Source organism: Enterobacter sp. HK-058-C-ECC (assembly GCF_047531125.1).
Taxonomy (GTDB): domain Bacteria; phylum Pseudomonadota; class Gammaproteobacteria; order Enterobacterales; family Enterobacteriaceae; genus Enterobacter; species Enterobacter quasiroggenkampii.
Window position 1 is genome coordinate 575,507 of the sequence record NZ_JBLKCH010000002.1, and the last position, 24,179, is coordinate 599,685.

Consider the following 24,179-nt stretch of genomic DNA (forward strand, 5'->3'; position numbering starts at 1 on the left):
ATGCCGGGTTATCCCCCGGCATATTTTTTATCGCGGATAACCTTCCAGCAACGTATTCAGGCGATCGGCCATCAATTCCCCGCGCCATCCCGCCATCATTTCCGGTACGCCATTCTGCGGCTTCAGCTTCCAGTGCCAGTTCAGCAGCTGGTTAATCTGACGGCGTGAGGCAAGCAGTTCCGCGCTCAGCTTGCTTTCCGTTGCCACCGTCTGCACCAGCGCTTTGATATCTTTAAACGCTTTGCGATAGCCCGGCATATCCATCAGATTCAGCAGCGGTTCCGGCAGCGCGTCGTCGGGTAATTCCTGCGCTTTTGCGACCAGCGCCAGCAGGGTTTTGCCGTGGAAACGGATCTCACTGCCCGAAAGCCCAATGCTGTCCAGCTCGCCGAGGCTGCCCGGCATATAGCGCGCCACCGCCCAGAGATGCTCTTCGCGGACGACAAAGTTAACGGCCAGATCGCGCTCGCGCGCTTTACGCAAGCGCCAGTCTGCCAGCAGTTGCAGGCATGCCAGCTGACGCGTGCGCAGCTGCCAGGCGTTGCTGATGTCGCGCCAGGCGTCTTTCGGATCCACCACTTCCTGACGACGCTGCTGGGTCATACGGCACTCATCCAGCGCTGCCGGGAGCCATCCGGAGGCTTCCGCCTCTTTCATCAGCTGTCCGGCGATCGGCAGCAGGTAAAACACGTCAGCCGCCGCATACTCCAGCTGACGGGCGGTAAGCGGACGCGCCAGCCAGTCGGTACGGGATTCGCTTTTATCCAGGGTCAGGCCCGTATACTCCTCCACCATGGCGGCAAAGCCCCATGAGAGCGGGCGACCGCTGAACGCCGCGAGGATCTGCGTATCAATCAGCGGCTGAGGCATGATGCCAAAGGTATTCAGAAAGACTTCCAGATCTTCACTGCCTGCATGCAGGTATTTCGTGACGGCGGTATCGAGCAGCAGGTCGCGCATCGGCGTCCAGTCGGTAATGCCGAGAGGGTCGATCAGCGACACGTTTTTACCGTCGTACATCTGAATCAACCCCAGCTGCGGATAGTACGTCCGGGTACGGACAAACTCGGTATCCAGGGCAATGGCAGGAAAGTCGCGCGTCACTTCGCACAGCGAAGCCAGCTCGTCGTTGGTCGTGATCATCTGGTAATTCAAATCGGATTCTCTTTTGTTTGCGCCCATAAAAAACGCCGGCTTAACCGGCGTCTGGGCGATTAACGTGTAGCTCAGGCCTTATTGTCTACTTTGGCACGGGCTTCGTCACGTAATTCTCGTCGTAATATCTTCCCGACGTTGGATTTCGGCAGCTCATCGCGGAATTCCACCAGCTTCGGCACTTTATAGCCCGTCAGCTGACGACGACAAAACGTTACCAGCGCTTCCTCGGTGAGAGAAGGATCTTTCTTGACCACAAATATCTTCACCGCTTCACCGCTGCTGCCGGAAGGCACGCCGACCGCTGCCACTTCGAGTACGCCGCTGTGCTGCATGACTACGTCTTCGATCTCATTCGGATAGACGTTGAAGCCGGAGACCAGGATCATATCTTTCTTGCGATCGACAATGCGCAGGAAACCCTCGTCATCCATCACTGCAATGTCACCGGTATGCAGCCAGCCATCTTTGATGATTTCGTCAGTCGCGTCGGGACGCTGCCAGTAGCCCAGCATCACCTGTGGACCTTTGACGCACAGCTCACCCGGCTCACCCGGCGCAACTTCATTATCGTTATCATCGACCAGTTTCGCTTCAGTGGAAGGAACGGGCAGACCAATGCTTCCGCTGTGGTAGTCGATGTCATGCGGGTTAACGCTGACCAGCGGCGCGCATTCCGTCAGGCCATAGCCCTCCAGCAGATACTGACCGGTGAGCTTCACCCAGCGCTCGGCCACCGCCTGCTGAACCGGCATACCGCCGCCCGCAGAGAGGTGCAGCGTGGAGAAGTCCAGCTGCTGGAACTCTTTGTTATTAAGCAGCGCGTTAAACAAGGTATTTACCCCGGTCATGGCGGTGAACGGGTATTTTGCCAGCTCTTTCACCAGCCCCGGGATATCACGCGGGTTGGTAATCAGCACGTTTTGACCGCCCAGCTCAATAAACAGCAGGCAGTTCATGGTCAGTGCGAAAATGTGGTACAGCGGCAGCGCCGTGATGACCAGCTCTTTGCCGGGATGCAGCAGCGGCCCGTAGGTTGCGTTGACCTGCTCAAGGTTCGCCAGCATGTTGCGGTGAGTCAGCATTGCGCCTTTCGCCACGCCGGTGGTGCCACCGGTATACTGCAGGAAGGCGAGATCTTCTGAGACCACTTCCGGCTTGACGTACTGCATCCGATAGCCCGCATGCAGCGCGCGGCGGAAGGAGATAGCGTCCGGCAGATGGTATTTTGGCACCAGACGTTTGACGTATTTGACGACAAAGTTAACCAGCGTGCCTTTGGCGGTAGAGAGCTGGTCCCCCATGCGCGTCAGGATGACGTGTTTCACCTGGGTTTTGTCGACCACTTTTTCCAGCGTATGGGCAAAGTTGGACACAATGACAATCGCAACCGCGCCGCTGTCGTTCAGCTGATGCTCCAGCTCGCGCGGGGTATACAGCGGGTTGACGTTGACGACGATCATCCCGGCACGCAGGATACCGAACAGCGCCACCGGGTATTGCAGCAGGTTCGGCATCATCAGCGCGACGCGATCCCCTTTTTGCAGCCCCAGCCCTTCCTGCAGATACGCCGCAAACGCCCGGCTGCGCTCCTCCAGCTTACGGAACGTCATCACCTCGCCCATATTCACAAATGCGGGCTGGTCCGCGTAGCGCCTTACCGAGTGTTCAAATAATTCCACCAGGGATTGATAACGGTCAGGATTGATCTCAGCAGGAACATCTGCGGGATAACGGTTAAGCCAAACCTTCTTCAATGCATCACCTCTGAAATGAGTGTTCGTCGTCATCACAACCCCGATAATAAACAGTTTGTTAACATTATATTAACTCAGCGTACCAGTTTATTAATTGTTCAGATTTAAGGTTGCGAAGCGCGTCACTCTTTTTTTTCGTTTTATCCGTAAAAAAACAGAGACAGCGGCTGAGCCGCTGTCTCTTTTCTAGCAATAACAGTAAGTTACTCAGTAACGATCGTCTGTACCTGTGCAGGTCCCGGGTTATACCAGCCCCAGCCCGGGTAGCCGTAGCGATAAGGATGCGGACCCCACATCCACGGATCGATCGGCTGCGGCGGCATGATCACCTGCTGGGCCAGCCGCCAGCGCTTGTATCCGTTGACCTGCATGGTCATAAATTTATACGGCGTGTTGCCGATTTTGCCCTGCACGGCGCCGGTAATCGGCCCGACGACGGTCACCAGTTGTCCGCGAAAATCGACCGGATCGAGGAACCCGCTGACGTCCGCATAGATACGTCCCCGGGAGGCCTCGCCCAGTACAGGCCGCGCGCCGCTGTCCAGCGGAACGGTGGCGATCTCCAGGCGGGTTTTCCCCTGCTGGTTTTGTACGTCAATCACCTTACCGCCAAAGCGCGCTTCCTGGCCGACGTACAGCTCAGGCGCATTCATCACCCGAACCAGATCCTGCTGTGGCGTCGGGCTGCTGCCCTTAATCGCATCAGGAACGGAAACGCATCCGCTCAGTGCTATGGCAACCGCGCCTGCCATAATAAGGCGTACTACTTTAGTCTGAACCGCCATGATGCGACTCCTTTTTCTCAGTTCCTGTTACTGAGATTCACTCGCGGCCCGGAAGTTTCTTCCACGCGACGGTGTTTCGCAAATAAACCGGTTCCGCCTGTTCAACAGCCACGGTTTTGCCTGCTGCGAGCAACTGGCTGGCAATCGGAAGCATATCTTCCGCAGCCGGCAGAAGCATGTTGCCGTCCACCAGCGTCAACCCGGTGTCGTTCGCCATCTCAGGCCACGCTGGCCAGCCCGTACCGACGGTCGCCCACTCGCCGGACAGCTGCTTCAGTCGTTCTGTCACCGCTTCTGGCTTAAGCACGCCCTCCGTCTCTTCACCGTGCCACACGCCCTGCTCGTCACGGGTGTATTCGGCCCAGTAGACTTCGCCCATGCGGGCATCAATCGCTGCCAGGACGCGCGTTGCCCCGGTCATGCGCCATGCGCCCTGCGCCATGGTGGCGAGGGTAGAGACGCCGATCATCGGCAGTTCGGCACCCAGCGCCAGCCCCTGCGCGATGCCAATCCCGATACGTACGCCCGTAAAGCTGCCGGGGCCGCGGCCAAAGGCCAGCGCGTCGAGGTCGGTTAAGGAGGTATTGCCCTGGGTTAAAATGGCTTTTACCAGGGGCAGAATGCGTTGGGTGTGTTCCCGGGGGCACTCTTCGAAATGGGCAGAAACAGCACCGTCGTTCAACAGAGCAACAGAGCAAGCCTCTGTCGCGGTATCAATAGCCAGAATTCGCATCGGTCGTCGCGCTCTCGCAAGGGTCAGTCACAAAATGGCGCGCATCTTAGCATACTCCGGGGTAAATTACTCCGCCGTTGGGTTTGCCAGGAAACGCACCGCGCGTTTTATGTCCCGCGTCCGCGGCGCAGGCGGCAGGCTTGCAAGGAAGGTTGCCCCGTAAGGACGCATCACCAGCCGGTTATCGCAGATGACCAGCACGCCGCGATCGGTGACGTCACGGATTAAGCGCCCTACCCCTTGCTTAAGCGTAATGACCGCATCCGGCAGCTGAACCTCGTCAAACGGATCGCCGCCGCGCAGGCGACAGTCTTCCATACGCGCCTTCAGCAGCGGATCGTCCGGGGAGGTAAACGGCAGCTTATCAATGATCACCAGCGAAAGCGTGTCGCCGCGCACGTCCACCCCTTCCCAGAAGCTGCTGGTTGCGACCAGCAGGGCATTACCGGCGCTGACGAACTGCTGCAGCAGCTGGCCTTTGCTGGTTTCACCCTGCAGCAGCACCGGTAGCGTCATCGTAGCGCGGAACTGCTCGGCGAGGTCGCGCATCATGGCGTGGGAGGTGCAGAGCATAAAGCAGCGGCCGTTATTGGCCTCGATCATTGGCTTCAGCATCGCCGCCAGCAGCCGGGCCGCACCCGGCTGGTTGGGAAGCGGCAAATTGCGCGGCACGCAGAGCAGCGCCTGCTTTTCGTAATCGAACGGGCTGGGCAGAAGCAGCGATTCCGCCTGCTCAATGCCGAGGCGCTCGGTGAAGTGGTGCAGATCGTCATTCACCGACAGGGTTGCCGACGTAAAGATCCAGCTGCCCGGCTTCTGCGCCATCACCTCTTTAAATTTATCCGCCACCGTCAGCGGCGTCAGCGCCAGGGTAAAGTGGCGCGAAGTGCACTCGTACCAGTAGCTGTAACCCGGCTGGTTAATCTCTTTCAGCCGTTTGAGCCGCCCGCGATAGAGCGTGGCGCGCTCGAAGGCCGCATCCAGCAGCGCGGAGCGGCCGAGTGACAGTTTTGCCACGTCGTAGCAGAGCTCAAGCGCATCATCGAGCAGCAGCAGCGCACGCTGGATGTTTTTATCCGCCAGCAGCTCGCGCAGGTTACCGCGATAGCCCGGCTCGCCGAGCTGTAAACGGAAATCCTGCGCGCTCTGCGCCAGACGGTCGGCGCACTTCTGCAACTGCTGGGTATCTTTGAGTTCGGTCCGGTAAGCAATGGTGAAATCTTTCGCCAGATCCTGCAGTTGACGGCTGGAGAGCGACTGACCAAAGTACTGGCTGGCGATGTCCGGCAGCTGGTGGGCTTCGTCGAAGATCATGACGTCCGCTTCCGGGATCAGCTCGCCGAAACCGCTATCCTTGACGACCATATCCGCAAGGAACAGATGGTGGTTCACCACCACCACATCCGCATCCATCGCCGTTTTGCGCGCTTTCACCACGAAGCAGTCTTTATACAGCGGGCAGTCGCTACCGAGGCAGTTGTCGTTGGTGCTGGTCACCAGCGGCCAGGCAGGAGAGTCTTCCGGCACGCTCGCGCAGGTGCTGATATCGCCCTCTTCGGTCTGGTTCGCCCAGGCGCGAAGGATAATGACGTCGCTCAGGGTTTGCACCGGCAGGTCGCCGCCCGCCAGCGCCTGCTGCTCAAGGCGTTCCAGACAGAGATAGTTGGAGCGCCCCTTCAGCAGGGCCAGACGGCCTTTATATTTCAGTGCTTTTGCCACGGTGGGCAAATCGCGGCTGTATAGCTGATCCTGCAGCGCCTTCGAACCGGTGGAAATAATCACCTTCTTTTTCGCCCGCAGCGCCGGCGCAAGGTAAGCATAGGTTTTACCCGTGCCGGTACCGGCTTCGACCACCAGCGGCTGAGCCTTATCGATGGCGCGTGCAACGGCGTGCGCCATCTGTCGCTGAGGCTCACGGGGTTTGAAGCCGGGGATAGCCTGCGCTAATTGACCTTCAGGGGAAAAATCGTCTGCCACGGTGCTCTCTCACTGTATTTTTGCACAGGGATTATGTCAGCCCATCCTCTCATGTGCCACCCCAAATAGTGACGACGGATGAACAATATGGCAGTCTTGCCGCCTGACGACGAAAAATAACGAGGAAACGTTTATGACAATTGTGCGCATTGATGCCGAAGCCCGCTGGTCTGATGTGGTGATCCATAACCAGACGCTCTACTACACCGGCGTCCCGGCTAACCTGGACGCGGATGCGTTCGAGCAGACGGCCAATACCCTGGCGCAGATTGACGCGGTGCTGGAAAAACAGGGCAGCGACAAATCCCGCATTCTGGATGCGACGATTTTCCTGGCAAACAAAGATGACTTCGCGGCAATGAACAAAGCCTGGGACGCGTGGGTGGTGGCGGGTCACGCGCCTGTACGTTGCACCGTACAGGCCACGCTGATGAAGCCGGAATACAAGGTAGAGATTAAGATTATCGCGGCGGTTTAAGCCCGATCACTCTTCATCTTCATCCTCGAAACGCGCCACGATCCGCTCGCCGGTATGCGTGGCGCGCAGTTCTTCCGCCACCTGGGAAATCGCCTGTCCGCTGCTCATCCCCTGGGACATCAGTTCCTGAATTCGCTCAACCGCTTTCTGCTGCTGTTCATGGCTCAGAGAAGGTAAACCTGCAAACATCGTCAACTCCTGCTAAATTATTCGCGCTAATTATTTCACGCTGCCCGGTAGTATGCCACACATGAACATGCGCTTCCCCACTGTTATTACCCTGCCCTGGCGGACAGACGCCGCTGAATACTGGTTTGCCCGCCTGAGCCATCTTCCGTTTGCGATGCTGCTGCACTCCGGCCATGCGGACCATCCCTATAGCCGCTTTGATATTCTGGTCGCCAATCCGCTGAAGACGCTGACAACCGATGACCTGTCGCTGACGGACGATCCGCTGGCGCAGCTTCAGCACGACATTAACGCGCTGGGCTTATCTGCCACCCCCAACCCGGACCTTCCTTTTCAGGGGGGCGCGCTGGGCCTGTTTGGCTACGATTTGGGTCGCCGTTTCGAAACGCTGCCCGAGCATGCGCAGGCTGATATCCCCCTGCCCGACATGGCCGTGGGGCTGTATGACTGGGCGTTAATTGTCGATCACCAGAAAAAAACGGTTTCCCTGCTGAGCCATCGTGACGTGCAGGCGCGTCTGGCCTGGCTTGAGGCGCAACAGGCTGCACCCGCAGAGACGTTCACGCTGACCTCCGGCTGGCGATCCAACATGAGCGCCGCGGAGTATGGCGAAAAATTCTCGCGCGTTCAGGCGTATCTGCAAAGCGGCGACTGCTATCAGGTTAACCTCGCCCAGCGCTTCGAGGCGACCTATCGGGGAGATGAGTGGCAGGCGTTTACCCGTCTTAATGCCAGCAATAAGGCGCCGTTCAGCGCCTTTGTGCGTCTGGAACAGGGGGCGATCCTCAGCCTGTCGCCCGAGCGCTTTATTCATCTGGCCGAGGGCACGATTCAAACCCGCCCGATTAAGGGCACGCTTCCACGCCTTGCCGATCCTGATGCCGATCGCCAGCAGGCGGAAAAACTGGCCGCCTCGCCAAAAGACCGCGCCGAAAACCTGATGATTGTCGATCTGATGCGTAACGACATTGGCCGGGTGGCCGTGCCGGGCAGCGTCCGCGTGCCGGAACTGTTTGTCGTTGAGCCTTTCCCGGCGGTGCATCATCTGGTCAGCACCATTACCGCGCGGCTGCCTGACTCGCGCACGGCCTGCGACCTGCTGCGCGCCGCGTTCCCGGGCGGCTCCATCACCGGCGCGCCGAAGGTGCGGGCAATGGAGATCATTGATGAGCTGGAGCCCCACCGCCGTAATGCCTGGTGCGGTAGCATCGGCTATATCAGCCTGTGCGGCACGCTGGATACCAGCATTACCATCCGTACGCTGACCGCCTGTAACGGAAACCTTTACTGTTCGGCCGGGGGCGGCATTGTTGCCGACAGCCAGGTCGATGCGGAATATCAGGAAACCTTTGATAAAGTTAACCGTATCCTGAAACAACTGGAGTAAACACGGGTGGAAAAAGAGAATCTGACGCTGGATGACTTTTTATCTCGCTTTCAGCTACTAAGACCGCAGGTCAACCGCGAAGCGCTGAATCAACGTCAGGCGGCCGTGCTGATCCCGGTCGTGCGTCGCGCGCAGCCGGGCCTGCTGCTCACCCAGCGTTCCGCCCATTTGCGCAAGCACGCGGGTCAGGTCGCTTTTCCGGGGGGCGCGGTAGACAGCTCCGACGCCTCGCTGATTGCCGCCGCGCTGCGCGAAGCGCAGGAAGAGGTTGCCATTCCGCCGGAGGCCGTTGAGGTCATCGGCGTGCTGCCGCCCGTCGACAGCGTCACCGGTTTTCAGGTCACGCCGGTGGTCGGCATTATCCCACCGGGCCTGCAGTATCACGCCAGCGTCGATGAAGTCTCCGCGGTGTTTGAAATGCCGCTGGATGAAGCCCTCCGACTGAGTCGTTATCACCCGCTGGATATTCAGCGTCGTGGGCATGACCATCGGGTCTGGTTGTCCTGGTATCAGCATTATTTTGTCTGGGGCATGACGGCGGGCATTATTCGTGAGCTGGCGTTGCAAATCGGCCTGAAGCCTTGACTATACTTTACATTCCGCCCTCTTCTGCCAGGTTTGCGATCTGCGTCGCGCTATTAGCAAAACCCATCGTTAACCATTAGTTTAATTCATGTGAATAGTTAAGCCGAGGTCGGTGTTCCCTCTTACACTATGCGCAGTTATAACATCGTTACTGGAACCCCGGTAACCCTGTCAGGAGTGTGAAAGTGATTAGTATATTCGACATGTTCAAAGTGGGAATTGGCCCTTCGTCTTCCCATACTGTTGGCCCGATGAAGGCCGGTAAACAGTTCGTCGATGATCTGGTCGAAAAAGGATTACTGGAAAGCGTTACCCGTGTCGCCGTGGATGTTTACGGCTCGCTGTCATTAACGGGTAAAGGCCACCACACCGATATCGCCATTATTATGGGTCTGGCAGGCAATATGCCAGATACCGTTGATATTGATGCCATCCCGGCATTCATCCGCGACGTGGAAACACGCGGCCGCCTGCTGCTGGCAAACGGCCAGCAGGAAGTTGATTTTCCGCAGGATGACGGCATGCGTTTCCGTAGCGACAACCTGCCGCTGCATGAAAACGGCATGACCATTCACGCTTTTAGCTGTGAAAAAGAGATCTACAGCAAAACGTACTACTCCATCGGCGGTGGTTTCATCGTGGATGAAGAGCATTTTGGCAAAGACAGCGTCGGCGACGTCAGCGTACCGTACCCGTTCAAATCGGCGACCGAGATGCTGGGTTACTGCAAACAGACCGGTCTTTCCCTGTCCGGCATGGTGATGCAGAACGAACTGGCCCTGCACAGTAAACAAGAGATTGAAGACTATTTTGCCAACGTCTGGCAAACCATGCGCGCCTGTATCGATCGCGGGATGAACACCGAAGGGGTTCTGCCGGGTCCGCTGCGCGTGCCGCGTCGTGCATCTGCTCTGCGCCGTATGCTGGTGACCACGGACAAATTCTCCAACGACCCGATGAACGTGGTCGACTGGGTGAATATGTTTGCACTTGCGGTTAACGAAGAGAACGCCGCCGGTGGCCGCGTCGTGACGGCGCCAACCAACGGCGCGTGCGGCATTGTTCCTGCGGTGCTGGCGTATTACGACCACTTTATTGAGCCCGTGACGCCGGACATCTATATCCGTTATTTCCTGGCAGCAGGTGCCATCGGCGCGCTGTACAAGATGAATGCCTCCATTTCCGGTGCGGAAGTGGGCTGTCAGGGTGAAGTCGGTGTAGCCTGCTCCATGGCGGCGGCAGGTCTGGCAGAACTGTTGGGTGCAAGCCCTGAGCAGGTCTGCGTGGCGGCTGAAATCGGTATGGAACATAACCTCGGTCTGACCTGCGATCCGGTCGCGGGCCAGGTGCAGGTACCGTGCATTGAGCGTAACGCGATTGCCTCGGTGAAAGCCATCAACGCCTCACGTATGGCGATGCGCCGTACCAGCGAACCTCGCGTATCGCTGGATAAGGTGATTGAAACCATGTACGAAACGGGCAAAGACATGAACGCGAAATACCGCGAGACGTCCCGTGGTGGCCTGGCCATTAAGGTGCAGTGCGACTAATACTGCCTTTCGCCCATCTGCAACGGATGGGCGAATTTCCCTCCTCTTCCTCGTCTCCTTCTGCTTTCCCCACTACACTTTCACTGTTGCGTCCGGCTTTTGTGGCTGGTGGCTTATCAGGCGACCGTTCATGCAAACTGCACAAACGATCATTAAAAACTATCGCCGAAAACGCGTTATCGTCTGTGTGACGGTTGCGCTCCTCACGCTCATCCTGACGCTGGGCATTCGCTTTATTTCCCAGCGCAACGTTAACCAACAGCGGATCCTCGATTTCACCAGCCATACCGTTCGCGCCCTTGATAACGTTCTGCTTTCGCTGGAAAACCACCGCAACGTGCTGCAGCCGCTGGTGGGGCAGCCCTGCCCACAGGTGCAGCTGGCGCTGCGACAGCAGGCAGCCATTTTGCAGACGGTACGTTCTATCGCCCTGATTAAAGACGGTATCCTGTATTGTTCGAGTATTTTCGGCAGCCGCAGCGAGCCTGTTCGTGACTTCCTTCAGGAACTCCCCGCCAGCACGGCGAAGCTGATTTTATCGACCGACCAGTGGCTGCTTAAGGGCAGCCCTATTTTGATCCAGTGGTATCCCGTCTCCCAGGACGGTGAAGAAGGCGTCGTCGAGATTATTAATATCGACCTGATCGCCAGAATGATCCTCGAGCCCCAGCGTCCGCTCATCAATGACGTGGTGCTGACAGTCGGCGATCGTTTTTTACGCTACGGTCAGCGCGTCACCGACAGCCTGACGTTTGATGAAGACAGCGCCCTTTTCCAGCAATCATCAACCCGAAATCCTTTCACCATTACGGTCAGCGGACCTGGCCCCGGTGAGTTAGCCTTAAAAAGCCTGCCCGCCCAGCTGCCGCTGGGGCTGATGCTCAGCCTGCTGCTGGGCTATCTCGCCTGGCTGGCGACGGCAAACCGGATGAGCTTTACGTGGGAGATCGATATGGGCATTGCGGCGCGGGAATTTGAGCTTTTCTGCCAGCCGCTGGTGAATGCCCGCACCCAGGCGTGCACGGGCGTTGAGATCCTGCTGCGCTGGAATAATCCCCGTCAGGGCTGGATCACCCCGGAGGTGTTTATCCCTCTGGCAGAAGAACATAACCAGATTGTCCCCCTGACCCGCTATGTCATCGCCGAAACGGTGCGCCAGATAGGCTACTTCCCGTCCAGCGCCGGTTTCCACATCGGCATTAACGTTGCAGCCAGCCATTTCCGCCACGCTGTACTGGTACAGGACCTGAATCGTCTCTGGTTCAGCGCCAATCCGCGACAGCAGCTGGTGATTGAACTCACGGAACGGGATGCGCTGCTGGACGCGGATTATCGCATCGTGCGCGAACTGCATCGCAAAGGGGTGAAGCTCGCTATCGACGATTTTGGCACCGGGAACAGCTCCCTCTCCTGGCTTGAAAAGCTGCATCCGGACGTCCTGAAAATTGACCAGTCCTTTACCACCGCCATTGGCACGGATGCCGTGAATTCAACGGTGACGGACATGATCATTGCGCTGGGCCAGCGGCTGAATATCGAGCTGGTTGCGGAAGGGGTCGAAACGGAAGAGCAGGCGCGCTATTTACGCCGTCATGGCGTTCCAGTCCTGCAGGGCTTTTTCTATGCGCGGCCGATGCCGCTACGGGACTTTCCAGACTGGCTGGCGGGAAGTGCTCCCCCGCCAGCGCGTCATAACGGGCACATCGTACCCTTAATGCCGCTGCGTTAAGCAGACTTACTCATCTTCGTCGTGGGCAGATTGTTCTTTAACAATACGGACCATATCAACGCGATAGTCGTTGGCTTCGACAATGGTAATATGCAGCGGCGGCAGTTCTATCACATCGCCAACACGCGGGATCTGGCCGTTTACGGCGATAACCAGACCGGCAACGGTCGCGATGTCTTCTTCATCGTTGACCACGTTTTCCAGCCCCAGCGTGTGCGAGAGCGCGTGCAGGTCGGTGGTACCTTTAACCAGCCAGCCTTCGCCATCGGCAACAATTTCCGGCGTTTCGTCTTCATCCGGGAATTCACCGGCGATCGCTTCCAGCACGTCCAGCGGCGTCACCAGCCCCTGCACCACGCCAAACTCGTTGGTGACAATAACAAAGCTACCGCGAGCACGGCGCAGCACCCCGAGCAGGTTGATCGGATCCAGCGTTTCCGGCACCACAATCGCAGGCGATGCAGCAGCAACGGCTTCGACGTTAACGCCCTCTTCCAGGGCGACCAGCATCTCTTTCGCCCGCACCACGCCGATGATCTCATCCAGTTCACCACGACATACCGGGAACAGGCTGTGCGGTGAAGAGAGCAGCTGCTGGCGAATTTCATCAACGCTCAGGTTAGCATCGACCCAGCTGATCTCCCCGCGCGGCGTCATGATGCCGCGCAGCGAACGGGAGGCCAGAGAGAGCACGCCGTTAATCATGTAGCGTTCCTGTTCCACAAACGCCCCTTCCGGGACCGGAACCGGGTTGTGGTTTTCGGAATCAGACTGCACATTCACCTGACGACGACCGCCCATCAGGCGCAGAATGGCATCTGCGGTACGGGCGCGCAGCGGCTGATTTGACTGCTGCTTGATAAAGTTACGGCGCGCAATCTGGTTGAACAGCTCGATCAGGATCGAGAAGCCAATCGCGGCGTACAGGTAGCCTTTCGGAATATGGAAGCCAAAGCCTTCAGCCACCAGGCTCAGACCAATCATCAGCAGGAAGCTCAGACACAGTACCACCACCGTTGGATGCTGGTTCACAAAACGCGTCAGCGGTTTCGACGCCAGCAGCATGACCGCCATCGCAATAACCACCGCTGCCATCATGACCGGCAGATGGTTCACCATGCCGACCGCCGTGATCACCGCATCCAGCGAGAAGACCGCATCCAGCACCACGATCTGCAGCACCACCACCCAGAAACTGGCATAGCCTTTACCGTGCCCATCATCGTGCTGACGGTTTTCCAGCCGCTCATGAAGTTCTGTCGTCGCTTTGAAGAGCAGGAATATCCCCCCGATCAGCATGATTAAATCACGGCCGGAGAAGGTGTAATCCATGACGGAGAACAGCGGTTTGGTCAGCGTGACCATCCACGAGATGACGGAGAGCAGCCCCAGTCGCATGACCAGCGCCAGCGAGAGTCCAATGAGACGCGCTTTATCACGCTGTTTTGGCGGCAGCTTATCCGCAAGGATGGCGATAAACACCAGGTTATCAATGCCGAGAACGATCTCCAGCACGACCAGCGTGAGCAATCCCACCCAGATTGACGGGTCCATTAAGAATTCCATGACAAGCTCCTGCTAAAGGAATGACGAAACGGTGCCCCACTCAATGTGGGCAAAACAGAGGCAGACAGAGTCGATACGTGGCGAGGATCGCCGGTGAAAAAGGCGCGAAATGGCCTGGAAGATGACTGACGTCGGTGACGGTCCATATAGTGGGCTGGAGCCCTATACTCCTGAACAATTAAACGGAGGCTAAACATATCAGAGAGACTGTGTTTTTAGCAAAGATTTACGTTCCTTTGCAAAGTTCTGTAACACAGCGGCTTTACGCTACAGATAATTCTGTAACGCGTGGCTAAATTACGGATCTTCATCACATAAATTATTTTTTCACTATCTAAAATAATTCGCGGAAGTCTTAGTTTTTTGAACTCTAACCCTTATCTGAATCGATTCGGTTCGCCAATACGATTCTCAGTACGACTGCCTGGCAGGCGTATTAATGATAATAAAAGGAGGTAGCAAGTGACCATTGCTATTGTCATAGGCACACATGGTTGGGCTGCTGAGCAGCTACTCAAAACGGCAGAGATGCTGTTGGGCGAGCAGGAAAACGTCGGCTGGATCGATTTCGTTCCCGGTGAAAACGCCGAGACGCTGATAGAGAAGTATAACGCTCAGCTCGAGAAGCTGGATACCAGCAAAGGCGTGCTGTTTCTCGTTGATACATGGGGCGGCAGCCCGTTCAATGCTGCCAGCCGCATTGTCGTCGATAAAGAGCACTATGAAGTTGTCGCCGGGGTCAATATTCCCATGCTGGTGGAAACCCTTATGGCACGCGACGACAATCCGTCCTTCGATGAGCTGGTTGCACTGGCCGTTGAAACCGGCCGCGAAGGGGTTAAGGCCCTGAAGGCACAGCCGGTTGAAAAACCTGCCCCTGCGCCTGCAGCGGCACCGAAAGCGGCGGCACCGGCAAAACCGATGGGCCCGAATGATTACATGGTGATCGGCCTTGCGCGTATTGATGACCGCTTAATCCACGGTCAGGTAGCCACGCGCTGGACCAAAGAGACCAACGTTCGACGCATTATCGTGGTCAGCGACGAAGTGGCCGCTGATACCGTACGTAAAACCCTTCTGACTCAGGTTGCTCCTCCTGGCGTTACCGCGCACGTTGTGGATGTCGCCAAGATGATTCGCGTATACAACAACCCGAAATATGCGGGCGAACGCGTGATGCTCCTGTTCACTAACCCGACAGACGTTGAGCGCATTGTTGAAGGCGGCGTGAAAATCACCTCCGTTAACATTGGTGGTATGGCATTCCGTCAGGGCAAAACGCAGGTCAACAACGCCATTTCAGTCGATGCGAAAGATATCGAAGCATTCAACAAGCTGAATGCACGCGGTATTGAGCTGGAAGCCCGTAAGGTTTCCACGGACCAGAAACTGAAAATGATGGATTTGATCGGCAAAGTTGGGAAATAAGCCCGCGCCGGTTTTTCACATAATGCTTATGTAATAGGAGAAGTACAATGGAGATTACCACTCTTCAGATTGTGCTGGTGTTCGTGGTCGCATGTATTGCGGGTATGGAATCCGTACTTGATGAATTTCAGTTCCACCGTCCTCTGGTGGCCTGTACGCTGATTGGGGCCGTTCTGGGTGACATGAAAACCGGTATCATCATCGGTGGTACCCTGGAAATGATCGCCCTGGGCTGGATGAACATCGGTGCGGCGGTTGCGCCCGATGCCGCGCTGGCCTCTATCATTTCTACCGTTCTGGTTATTGCCGGTCACCAGAGTATTGGTGCAGGTATCGCCCTGGCGATCCCGCTGGCAGCCGCAGGCCAGGTTCTGACCATCATTGTTCGTACTATCACCGTTGCCTTCCAGCACGCGGCGGATAAGGCGGCCGACAATGGCAACCTCACGGCCCTGTCATGGATCCACGTTTCATCCCTGTTCCTGCAGGCGATGCGTATCGCAATCCCGGCGGTTATCGTCGCGATCTCTGTGGGTACCAGTGAAGTCCAGAGCATGCTGAACGCCATTCCTGAAGTGGTCACCGGCGGCCTGAACATCGCGGGCGGTATGATCGTGGTCGTTGGTTATGCGATGGTCATCAACATGATGCGCGCAGGCTACCTGATGCCGTTCTTCTACCTCGGCTTCGTGACCGCGGCCTTCACCAACTTCAACCTGGTTGCACTGGGTGTGATCGGTGCGGTGATGGCGATTCTCTACATCCAGCTCAGCCCGAAATATAACCGCGTCGCGGGTGCCCCAGCGCAGGCTGCTGGTAACAACGATCTCGATAACGAACTGGACTAACAGGTGAGCGAAATGGTTGATATGACAAAAACTACCACCGAGAAAAAACTCACTCCGGGTGATATTCGTGGCGTGTTCATCCGTTCTAACCTGTTTCAGGGTTCATGGAACTTCGAACGTATGCAGGCGCTGGGTTTCTGCTTCTCCATGGTACCGGCGATCAAACGCCTGTACCCGGAAAACAACGAAGCACGCCGTCAGGCCATCAAGCGTCACCTGGAATTCTTTAACACCCATCCTTACGTTGCGGCCCCGGTACTGGGCGTAACGCTGGCGATGGAAGAGCAGCGTGCAAACGGCGCAGAGATTGACGATGGTGCCATCAACGGTATCAAAGTCGGTCTGATGGGTCCGCTGGCCGGTGTCGGTGACCCTATCTTCTGGGGTACCGTGCGTCCGGTCTTCGCGGCACTGGGTGCCGGTATCGCGATGAGCGGCAGCCTGCTTGGCCCGCTGCTGTTCTTCATCCTGTTCAACGCCGTGCGTCTGCTGACCCGTTACTACGGCGTGGCCTACGGCTACCGTAAAGGGGTGGACATCGTTAAGGACATGGGCGGCGGCTTCCTGCAGAAACTGACTGAGGGGGCGTCAATCCTCGGCCTGTTTGTCATGGGCGCGCTGGTAAACAAGTGGACGCACGTGAACATCCCGCTGGTGGTATCGACCATCACCGGACAGGATGGTCAGACCCGCGTCACCACTGTGCAGACGATTCTGGATCAGCTGATGCCGGGCCTGGTCCCGCTGCTGTTGACCTTCGCCTGTATGTGGCTGCTGCGTAAGAAAGTGAACCCGCTGTGGATCATCGTTGGCTTCTTCGTCATCGGTATTGCGGGCTACGCCGTCGGCCTGCTGGGTCTGTAAGTATCAATGCTATAGGCCGGGGGCTTGCCCCCGGTTTTTTTTATCTGGAGGATGAATGACTGTCACGGACATCGTACTGGTTTTATTTGTTGTTGCCCTTCTGGCTTACGCGATCTATGACGAGTTCATTATGTCCCGCCGTCACGGCGAGACGCTGCTCTCCCTTCCCCTGCTACGACGCGGGCGCGTGGATGCCTTTATCTTCGTGGGTCTCATCGCCATTCTTATTTACAATAACGTCACCAGCCATGGTGCATTATTAACCACATGGTTATTATGTGCGCTGGCATTAATGGCGATTTATCTGTTCTGGATCCGCACGCCAAAAATCATTTTTAAATCCCACGGATTCTTCTTCGCCAATGTATGGATAGAATATAACCGTATTAAAGAGATGAATTTATCCGAAGACGGCGTGCTGGTGATGCAATTAGAACAACGCCGCCTTCTTATTCGGGTGAAGAATATTGATGACCTGGAAAAGATATACACGTTACTCGTTAAAACTCAATGAGTTAGATATATAGCAACGGCTATACCCTGTGTTTATTTTGCGCAAGAAATATAGCCGAAGCTATATCCCCACCGCTAATTTGAACGCTATTTGTTAACGATATTTTCACGATTAAAGACAAATGAAAATCGTTATCAACAAACGTTTTAAATAATGCCTTTTCATTGTTGTTTTATATTCTCAAAATATGTTAAGGTTGCGCCCGTCGTTGGGGAGTAGCCGATTTCCTGTTCACAGGAAATGTACGTGTCAACATACTCGTTGAAAAACGTGGCACGTACGGATCGCTTACCGCACATCTTATGTGCATTGCGATCAGGCGAGACCATAGATACATCAACTGCTGTTTACTGGGGGCAGTGATGTGTCATATGGATATCCCCGGTCTGGACGCTGTTATGAATATCTCCGCTACGATCCTTCTCGCTTTTGGCATGTCCATGGACGCCTTCGCTGCTTCCATCGGAAAAGGCGCCACGCTACACAAACCTAAATTCTCAGAAGCCCTGCGTACCGGCCTGATTTTTGGCGCTATCGAAACGCTGACCCCGCTTATAGGCTGGGGACTTGGCATGCTCGCCAGCCAGTTCGTGCTGGAGTGGAACCACTGGATTGCCTTCGTCCTGCTGGTGTTCCTCGGAGGCCGAATGGTCATTGAAGGTTTTCGCGGCGGTGATGATGAACACGAGGAGCCGCAGCATCGCCACGGCTTCTGGCTGCTGGTCACCACGGCCATTGCCACCAGCCTTGATGCGATGGCCGTTGGTGTGGGTCTGGCATTTCTGCAGGTCAATATTATCGCCACCGCGCTGGCTATTGGCTGTGCAACCCTGATTATGTCCACACTGGGCATGATGGTCGGACGGTTTATCGGCCCGCTGCTGGGTAAACGCGCCGAGATCCTCGGGGGAATAGTGCTGATTGGCATTGGCGCCCAGATCCTCTGGGCACACTTCGCCGGTTAATCTTCGCGCTGCCAGATGTGGATGCTGAAGTCCGTCTGGCAGCGAAATGTTGAATGTGCCGCCAGCGTTTCCCACACCTCCGGTTTTGCCCGCCACGCGAACGGCGTCATCTGCAATAACGCGACGGCCTCTTCCCCTTTCAGCGTCATTTCGTACGCCACCGATTCCGCCTGCTTCAGCGTAAAACCGGCCAGTTGCTCAGAATGCGGGGCATGCAGACGCACTTCGTCGTAGATCAGCCCTTTCAGCTCCATCAGATGACGCGGGCCTGGGGTCACGGTGACCACACATCCGCCCGGCTTCACCACGCGCGCCAGCTCCTCTGCCTTACACGGCGCGTAGATACGGATAACCGCGTCCATGCTGGCATCGTCAAACGGCAGCCGGTGGCTGGAGGCCACGCAGAACGTCACGTCGGTATAACGCTTTGCCGCCGCGCGTATGGCCACTTTCGACACGTCCAGACCGAATGTCTGCGCGCCCTTCTCACGAGCAACCTCCGCAAACCGTGCGGTGTAGTATCCTTCCCCACAGCCGATATCGAGCATGGCGGTGGCTGAAGCAGGCAGAATGTCATTGAGCATATGCGTGACGGCCTCCCGCAGCGGCAGATAGTGTCCGGCATCGAGAAACGCGCGGCGCGCCCGCATCATCTCAGCACTGTCGCCAGGATCGCGGGAACGCTTATGCTGGACCGGCAGAAGATTCACGTAGCCTTCTTTTGCCCGGTCAAACTGATGCCCCTGCGGGCAGGTATACCGTTTGTCTGAGTGCGTCAGGGGGGCGTGGCAAAGGGGACAGCTGAAGGACATGGCAACTCCGGAGCATAATCAAAGGGCGAAGTGTACCGCTATTCGCCCCTGTTATAAACGCCCGGTTAGCGCATGACGATAAGGTGATCGGACCCCGCCGGTAACCCGTCAGGTTTGATATTCTCCAGACGCAGCACGTTACCCATAATCTCACTGAAGACAGGGGCAGAGACGGCCCCGCCGTAGTAAGCCCCGTTTTGCGGATCGTTAATCACCACCACCAGGGCAAAACGCGGATTGCTGGCAGGGGCAACCCCCGCCGTGTAGGCGACGTATTTATCGACATACTTCCCGCTATCATCAATTTTCTTTGCCGTACCGGTTTTCACCGCCACCCGGTAATCACGCACGGCAGCCTTAACGCCTCCGCCGCCCGGCAGCGCAACGCTCTCCATCATGTGCTCCACTTCATGGGCAATCTCTTCCGGCATGACGCGATGCCCGATAACGGGGGGATCGATGCGGGTGATCGAGAGCGGACGCTCAAGCCCGTACCCACCAATCGTGGCGTAGACGTGGGCCAGCTGGAGCGGCGTAACCATCAGCCCGTAGCCGAAGGCAAAGGTCGCGCGATCGAGCTGGCTCCAGTATTTACGCTGTGGCAACAGCCCCGAGCTTTCCCCCGTTAAGCCAAGCCCCGTATTAGTGCCAAAACCAAAGTTTCGATAGGTATCGATGAGATGCTGGACAGGCATCGCCAGCGAAAGTCGGGAAACGCCGGTGTCGCTCGATTTTTGCAGGATCCCGGTCATCGTCAGCTCAGGGTAAAAGCCCACGTCGCGAATGCGATGTCCGTCAAGGGTATACGGATGGGTGTCAATCACGCTGTCCGGCTGGACCAGCCCCTGCTGCAGGGCCGTCATCAGCACCAGCGGCTTGACGGTCGAACCAGGTTCGAACGTATCGCTGATTGCGCGGTTGCGAAAATCGTTTATCGTCGCCCCTTCACGATTATTGGGGTTAAAATCCGGGTAGCTCGCCATGGCGAGGATTTCCCCGGTTGGGATATTAATGAGCACCGACGCCCCCGACTCGGCCTTGTTCCAGGCCACGGCATTGTCGAGCGCATCTTCGGTGATGGTTTGTAGCCGCTCGTCAATACTTAACTGGATGTTATGCGCCGGTGCGGGCGCAATTTCGGTCAGGTTTTCAACCACGCGTCCATAGCGATCTTCCCTTACCTGACGCACACCCGGCTTGCCGGTGAGTTGCGCGTTGAAGCTCTTTTCCACACCTTCGATGCCCTGCCCGTCAATATTGGTGAAGCCAATCAGGTTCGCTGCCACATGGCCAGCAGGATAAAAACGGCGGGACTCATCGCGCAAATTGATGCCGGGCAGATTCAGTTTGTCGATCCACTTTGCCTGCGCAGGATCGACCTGACGGGCAAGGTAAATAAAACGGCCCTGTGGGTTGGCGTTGATGCGTGCCGAGAGTGTGCCGAGGGAGAGATGCAGCGCGCTGGCCAGCGCCTGCCAGCGCTCATCAAGGCCGACGCCCCCTTTTGCCAGCACCGTTTTAGGATCGGCCCAGACGGCCTGGACAGGCACGCTCACCGCCAGGGGGCGACCCTCACGATCCATTATCATACCGCGCGGCGCATCAATCGCCAGCTGACGGAGGGATCGCATATCCTCCTGCTTCACCAGATTGTCAGGCTTGATGATTTGCAGCCAGGCAACGCGCCCCAGCAGAAAAGCCAGACTACAAAAAATAGCTAAACAGAGCAGAGCAAAACGCGCCGGCGTGAAATTTCCAGTTGCTGTTATCAATGTCTTTTTCACCTGAACCCCAGGGCTGTAAAACAACGCCCTGATTTAACGGGAAAAGACGGCGAGAAGGTGGCGAAACAGTGCTACTAACCTCGCAGCTTTGCAACAAGTTACTAACAAGACCGCGGATGGTAATATTTTGAAAGATAAGGGACATAAAAAAGCCCCGCAACAGGCGAGGCTTTATGTCTGAGAGTGAAGTGCCAGGCACTTCAGTCAGCAGCGGTTCGATCAGATAGCAGTTACGTTAACTGCAGCTGGGCCTTTCTGGCCGTCCTGAATTTCGAACTCAACGTTCTGGCCTTCAGCCAGAGTTTTGAAGCCGTTACCCTGGATTGCAGAGAAGTGTACGAACACGTCTTTGCTGCCGTCAGCAGGAGTAATGAAACCAAAACCTTTAGACTCGTTGAACCACTTAACTTGACCTTTAATCTTTGCCATTTTGCAAAATTCCTTAGAGTGTTTTCTTAGCCCGCAGGCATTAACTGAGATAAAACTGAGACATTACTGCATGAGGCACTAATATAAGGTTCGGCAGAGAAGCGGTATTCAACGACAACGTGTTTACTCAGGACTTCTTTACTGAAAATGCCACACATAAACAGAACTGTACCTCGTTTGACCCAAAACGTGTTATCACACACTATGTTTAATATGGCAAGCCATTTTTAAACATGTCTCGATCCGCCGCACAAATTCGAACAGTGCCTGTCAGGTTTTGCACAATTATGCGCATCACGTACAGACAGCCCTGCTGCGTAACAAAGACCCAGCGTTGCTTTCACAACCGCTGTAATCTAAGACTTTTTTAACATAGCTCAATCATTACGAACCGTCCAGCAAACAGGAAAAGAAATCTTACGTCTTGATTGAGTTAGAACAATTTGTGAAAACTTATGCTTAAATCATTGTAACGCGACCAAATTGTTTCAGAGAAAAAACAGTGTTAATAACCCGCGCCCAGCTGTATTAAAATGCACCAGCGAATAAACAGCGTTATGCACCAAAATAATGAAATTTTTATGACTCTGCATCAAAAGAAGGCAAGCAAAACGTTTCGATAAAAATAAAACATTCCTGCGCGCGTTTACATCAACAATATATGCAACAATTTATCGCTTCGTTTATAAGGATAAATATTCACCAATTTTCAGTATCCTGAAAGAATGGTTAACTGGTGCTAAATTATCGAGTGCGTGAGTTAACTCCTGCACAGGTTCATCTAAGGCTTCATCTGCCAGTTCAAACACGCCCCAGTGAATAGGGAACGCCAGAGGTGAGCCCAGCTGCTGCCACAATGCCACCGCAGATTGCGGATCCATATGATGGACAGCCATGAACCATCGTGGGGCATAGGCACCAATCGGTAACGCGGCGGCATCTATCTGGCCCAGGCGTTCAGGAATCAACAGCAGCTCAGGTGAATAACCGGTATCACCGCTGAACCAGAAGCGGTGATGCCGTCCTTCCATCACCCAGCCGCACCATAAGGAACGATTGCGGTTCCATGGCGTGCGCATGCTCCAGTGCTGTGCCGGTACGGCGGTCAGCGTCATCCCCTGCCAGGTGAAACTCTGCCACCAGTCGAGTTCGACCACGCGTTTTGCTCCCCGGCGACGAAACCAGTCGGCGAGGCCCAACGGAACAAAAATACTGACGTCGGGAAAGCGTTTGAGGATTCGGCGAAGGGTTGCGTCATCAAGATGATCGTAATGATTATGGGAAATGACGACCGCATCCAGCTGATGAAGTTGCTCGACAGACAGTACGGGGGGTGTCTTACGCTGGGGGCCCAGGAAAGGCAGCGGAGAAGCGCGTCGAGAAAACACCGGATCGGTAAGGATGATATTGCCGTCCAGCTGCAGCAACACGCTCGCGTGTCCGAGCCACCATACCCCATCTTCCTGAGGTTGCGTAAGCTCAACCGGTTGCCACCACTGGCGGATAAAGTCTTCATAACCCAGCGCGGGCGGCTTCGGTAATCCAGCCTCTTTACGCGCTTTACGCCAACGGTCAAGGTCGCCGGGTTGATGTCCGACAGGATCGGTATTACAAAAACCGTTTGGGGTGTGATGTTTCAGGGAGGGGTCATACCAGGGATTTTTCCAGACCACAGCCACCTCCCAGGACAAAAAGATTAACGCTCAGCCACCAGGCGGATAAAGTCGTCTTCGTCTTTGTTATCTTCAGCGACCGCGTCTTTCGGCGCGTCTTTCTCTTCCGGTTCGTTAGCCTCACACAGACGGCGTAGCAGCGCATTCTGACGTTTTTGCTGATCGAGCAGCGCTTCCAGCAGTTCGATCTGCTCGTTAGTACGGGAACTGGCGCGGTTCACGAAAAACCAGATGACCAGCCCCACAAGCAGAACCACCAAAGAAATCATCAGGGATGCTATATTCAGCAGCCCTGAATTCAGTAACTCACCCATTTCACCACCTCAATAAAAACGTCTATTTTACCACTGGCGCGAAGGAAGGAAATCACGTTGAGAAAAAATGTCTATTACCACGGAATAAACTTGTTTATTGCGCAAACGCCGCTAAAAAACTGTACATCCTGATCGCACATCACATTGATCGTCTGCGTCCATAACACCACGCACGCTATCAGCACGATAATCAGAATTACCCAGCGTATTTTTTTCACTCCACACTCCGTCTAAGGACCTGATGTAACGAGATTATCACGCTTATCTTAAACAAGGACTAACTGTGCCTCCATCGCGTTTTTTTTCAGAATCCTGCACTTGTTTCATCGCGTAAACGCTTTACGCTAGCATTACGATAACAACGATAAAAGAGGTAATGATGCGATTCATCATTCGAACAATTATTGCACTGGCCCTTGTCTGGATTGGCCTTCTGTTAACGGGCTATGGCGTGCTCGTGGGGAGCACCGAAAACGCAGCCGGGCTAGGCATTCAGTGTAAATATCTCACAGCACAGGGAATGAGCACTGCCCAGTATCTGCATACTGACAGCGGGATCGTTGGTTTAACCCACTGCCCTGTACTGCGTAAAACATCCGTCGTGATTGATAATGGCTAATCAGCCTGGTGAATGACATACAAAAAACGCCGCATCAG

At 55.8% G+C, this 24,179-nt stretch carries 25 protein-coding genes, 1 pseudogene and 1 riboswitch; of the genes and pseudogenes, 11 read left to right on the top strand and 15 right to left on the bottom strand.

Annotated features, from left to right (window positions below):
* Positions 1 to 27 precede the first annotated feature (27 nt).
* The 5 genes from rnd to ACMWJS_RS06830 form a co-directional block, all read right to left on the bottom strand.
* Complete coding sequence (rnd, locus tag ACMWJS_RS06810) at positions 28 to 1,155, bottom strand: ribonuclease D (RefSeq protein ID WP_248221750.1); 1,128 nt, start codon at positions 1,153 to 1,155, stop codon at positions 28 to 30.
* A gap of 71 nt (positions 1,156 to 1,226) precedes the next feature.
* Positions 1,227 to 2,912: a long-chain-fatty-acid--CoA ligase FadD gene (gene fadD, locus ACMWJS_RS06815; protein WP_074180385.1), complete on the bottom strand. Its 1,686-nt coding sequence runs from the start codon at positions 2,910 to 2,912 to the stop codon at positions 1,227 to 1,229.
* 203 nt (positions 2,913 to 3,115) lie between these two features.
* On the bottom strand, positions 3,116 to 3,697 hold the full coding sequence (locus ACMWJS_RS06820; RefSeq protein ID WP_028018678.1) for a Slp family lipoprotein: 582 nt from the start codon (positions 3,695 to 3,697) through the stop codon (positions 3,116 to 3,118).
* 37 nt (positions 3,698 to 3,734) lie between these two features.
* A complete protein-coding gene (tsaB, locus tag ACMWJS_RS06825; RefSeq protein ID WP_414746837.1) occupies positions 3,735 to 4,430 on the bottom strand; it encodes a tRNA (adenosine(37)-N6)-threonylcarbamoyltransferase complex dimerization subunit type 1 TsaB in 696 nt (231 codons plus the stop codon).
* A 66-nt stretch (positions 4,431 to 4,496) separates the two neighbouring features.
* Positions 4,497 to 6,407 carry an ATP-dependent DNA helicase gene (locus ACMWJS_RS06830; RefSeq protein WP_023325496.1) on the bottom strand — a complete coding sequence of 637 codons (1,911 nt, stop codon included), beginning with the start codon at positions 6,405 to 6,407 and terminating at the stop codon, positions 4,497 to 4,499.
* A 133-nt stretch (positions 6,408 to 6,540) separates the two neighbouring features.
* Here ACMWJS_RS06830 and ACMWJS_RS06835 point away from each other — a divergent pair, with 133 nt between their 5' ends.
* Positions 6,541 to 6,885, top strand: a complete 345-nt coding sequence (locus ACMWJS_RS06835) for a RidA family protein (RefSeq protein ID WP_008500498.1) — start codon at positions 6,541 to 6,543, stop codon at positions 6,883 to 6,885.
* Between the two features lie 6 nt (positions 6,886 to 6,891).
* Here ACMWJS_RS06835 and ACMWJS_RS06840 read toward each other — a convergent pair whose 3' ends face one another.
* Positions 6,892 to 7,074 (bottom strand): YoaH family protein, encoded by a 183-nt coding sequence (locus ACMWJS_RS06840; protein ID WP_008500497.1) that lies wholly within the window; start codon positions 7,072 to 7,074, stop codon positions 6,892 to 6,894.
* Positions 7,075 to 7,135: 61 nt separating this feature from the next.
* Between ACMWJS_RS06840 and pabB the strand changes: the two genes are divergently transcribed.
* From pabB to ACMWJS_RS06860, 4 genes are all read left to right on the top strand, one after another.
* On the top strand, positions 7,136 to 8,461 hold the full coding sequence (gene pabB / locus ACMWJS_RS06845; RefSeq protein ID WP_414746921.1) for an aminodeoxychorismate synthase component 1: 1,326 nt from the start codon (positions 7,136 to 7,138) through the stop codon (positions 8,459 to 8,461).
* Between the two features lie 6 nt (positions 8,462 to 8,467).
* The gene (locus ACMWJS_RS06850) at positions 8,468 to 9,046 is read left to right on the top strand and encodes a CoA pyrophosphatase (protein ID WP_045908238.1); all 579 of its coding nucleotides are present in this window, start codon (positions 8,468 to 8,470) and stop codon (positions 9,044 to 9,046) included.
* Positions 9,047 to 9,231: 185 nt separating this feature from the next.
* Complete coding sequence (gene sdaA / locus ACMWJS_RS06855; RefSeq protein WP_414746838.1) at positions 9,232 to 10,596, top strand: L-serine ammonia-lyase; 1,365 nt, start codon at positions 9,232 to 9,234, stop codon at positions 10,594 to 10,596.
* A 130-nt stretch (positions 10,597 to 10,726) separates the two neighbouring features.
* Positions 10,727 to 12,325 carry a cyclic diguanylate phosphodiesterase gene (locus tag ACMWJS_RS06860; RefSeq protein WP_216357645.1) on the top strand — a complete coding sequence of 533 codons (1,599 nt, stop codon included), beginning with the start codon at positions 10,727 to 10,729 and terminating at the stop codon, positions 12,323 to 12,325.
* A 6-nt stretch (positions 12,326 to 12,331) separates the two neighbouring features.
* Here the strand turns inward: ACMWJS_RS06860 and yoaE are convergent, their stop codons facing one another.
* Together yoaE and ACMWJS_RS06870 are read right to left on the bottom strand one after the other, a co-directional pair.
* Entirely contained in the window at positions 12,332 to 13,891 is a 1,560-nt protein-coding gene (gene yoaE / locus ACMWJS_RS06865) for a CNNM family cation transport protein YoaE (protein ID WP_008500492.1), read from the bottom strand.
* On the bottom strand, positions 13,879 to 14,088 hold the full coding sequence (locus ACMWJS_RS06870) for a protein YoaL (RefSeq protein WP_072052259.1): 210 nt from the start codon (positions 14,086 to 14,088) through the stop codon (positions 13,879 to 13,881). The genes yoaE and ACMWJS_RS06870 overlap by 13 nt, the downstream gene beginning before the upstream one ends.
* Positions 14,089 to 14,353: 265 nt before the next feature.
* On the opposite strand from ACMWJS_RS06870, the gene manX reads away from it, so the two are divergent.
* From manX to mntP, 5 genes are all read left to right on the top strand, one after another.
* Complete coding sequence (gene manX / locus ACMWJS_RS06875) at positions 14,354 to 15,319, top strand: PTS mannose transporter subunit IIAB (protein ID WP_045908235.1); 966 nt, start codon at positions 14,354 to 14,356, stop codon at positions 15,317 to 15,319.
* A 47-nt stretch (positions 15,320 to 15,366) separates the two neighbouring features.
* Entirely contained in the window at positions 15,367 to 16,167 is an 801-nt protein-coding gene (gene manY / locus ACMWJS_RS06880; protein ID WP_024909729.1) for a PTS mannose transporter subunit IIC, read from the top strand.
* A 12-nt stretch (positions 16,168 to 16,179) separates the two neighbouring features.
* The gene (locus ACMWJS_RS06885) at positions 16,180 to 17,031 is read left to right on the top strand and encodes a PTS mannose transporter subunit IID (protein ID WP_006810994.1); all 852 of its coding nucleotides are present in this window, start codon (positions 16,180 to 16,182) and stop codon (positions 17,029 to 17,031) included.
* A gap of 55 nt (positions 17,032 to 17,086) precedes the next feature.
* On the top strand, positions 17,087 to 17,545 hold the full coding sequence (locus tag ACMWJS_RS06890; protein WP_414746839.1) for a DUF986 family protein: 459 nt from the start codon (positions 17,087 to 17,089) through the stop codon (positions 17,543 to 17,545).
* 198 nt (positions 17,546 to 17,743) lie between these two features.
* A riboswitch (yybP-ykoY riboswitch) is annotated at positions 17,744 to 17,933 on the top strand.
* 10 nt (positions 17,934 to 17,943) lie between these two features.
* A complete protein-coding gene (mntP, locus tag ACMWJS_RS06895; protein WP_045908281.1) occupies positions 17,944 to 18,510 on the top strand; it encodes a manganese efflux pump MntP in 567 nt (188 codons plus the stop codon).
* Here mntP and rlmA read toward each other — a convergent pair.
* The 7 genes and pseudogenes from rlmA to mgrB all read right to left on the bottom strand — a co-directional run bounded on the left by rlmA (position 18,507) and on the right by mgrB (position 23,740).
* Entirely contained in the window at positions 18,507 to 19,322 is an 816-nt protein-coding gene (gene rlmA, locus ACMWJS_RS06900) for a 23S rRNA (guanine(745)-N(1))-methyltransferase (RefSeq protein ID WP_414746840.1), read from the bottom strand. The two genes, mntP and rlmA, sit on opposite strands and share 4 nt — an antisense overlap.
* 65 nt (positions 19,323 to 19,387) lie before the next feature.
* Positions 19,388 to 21,106: a peptidoglycan glycosyltransferase FtsI gene (gene ftsI / locus ACMWJS_RS06905; protein WP_045908232.1), complete on the bottom strand. Its 1,719-nt coding sequence runs from the start codon at positions 21,104 to 21,106 to the stop codon at positions 19,388 to 19,390.
* A gap of 219 nt (positions 21,107 to 21,325) precedes the next feature.
* Positions 21,326 to 21,535, bottom strand: coding sequence for a transcription antiterminator/RNA stability regulator CspE (gene cspE / locus ACMWJS_RS06910; RefSeq protein ID WP_001062678.1), 210 nt, complete (start codon positions 21,533 to 21,535; stop codon positions 21,326 to 21,328).
* Positions 21,536 to 21,548: 13 nt separating this feature from the next.
* Positions 21,549 to 21,693 (bottom strand): annotated as a pseudogene (locus tag ACMWJS_RS06915) (DUF2627 domain-containing protein).
* Between the two features lie 525 nt (positions 21,694 to 22,218).
* Positions 22,219 to 23,208 carry an MBL fold metallo-hydrolase gene (locus ACMWJS_RS06920; RefSeq protein ID WP_414746841.1) on the bottom strand — a complete coding sequence of 330 codons (990 nt, stop codon included), beginning with the start codon at positions 23,206 to 23,208 and terminating at the stop codon, positions 22,219 to 22,221.
* Positions 23,209 to 23,231: 23 nt separating this feature from the next.
* A complete protein-coding gene (locus ACMWJS_RS06925) occupies positions 23,232 to 23,522 on the bottom strand; it encodes a YebO family protein (protein WP_024909723.1) in 291 nt (96 codons plus the stop codon).
* A 74-nt stretch (positions 23,523 to 23,596) separates the two neighbouring features.
* The gene (mgrB, locus tag ACMWJS_RS06930) at positions 23,597 to 23,740 is read right to left on the bottom strand and encodes a PhoP/PhoQ regulator MgrB (RefSeq protein WP_006175995.1); all 144 of its coding nucleotides are present in this window, start codon (positions 23,738 to 23,740) and stop codon (positions 23,597 to 23,599) included.
* Between the two features lie 161 nt (positions 23,741 to 23,901).
* Between mgrB and ACMWJS_RS06935 the strand changes: the two genes are divergently transcribed.
* Positions 23,902 to 24,141: a YobH family protein gene (locus ACMWJS_RS06935; RefSeq protein WP_045908230.1), complete on the top strand. Its 240-nt coding sequence runs from the start codon at positions 23,902 to 23,904 to the stop codon at positions 24,139 to 24,141.
* Positions 24,142 to 24,179: the final 38 nt, after the last annotated feature.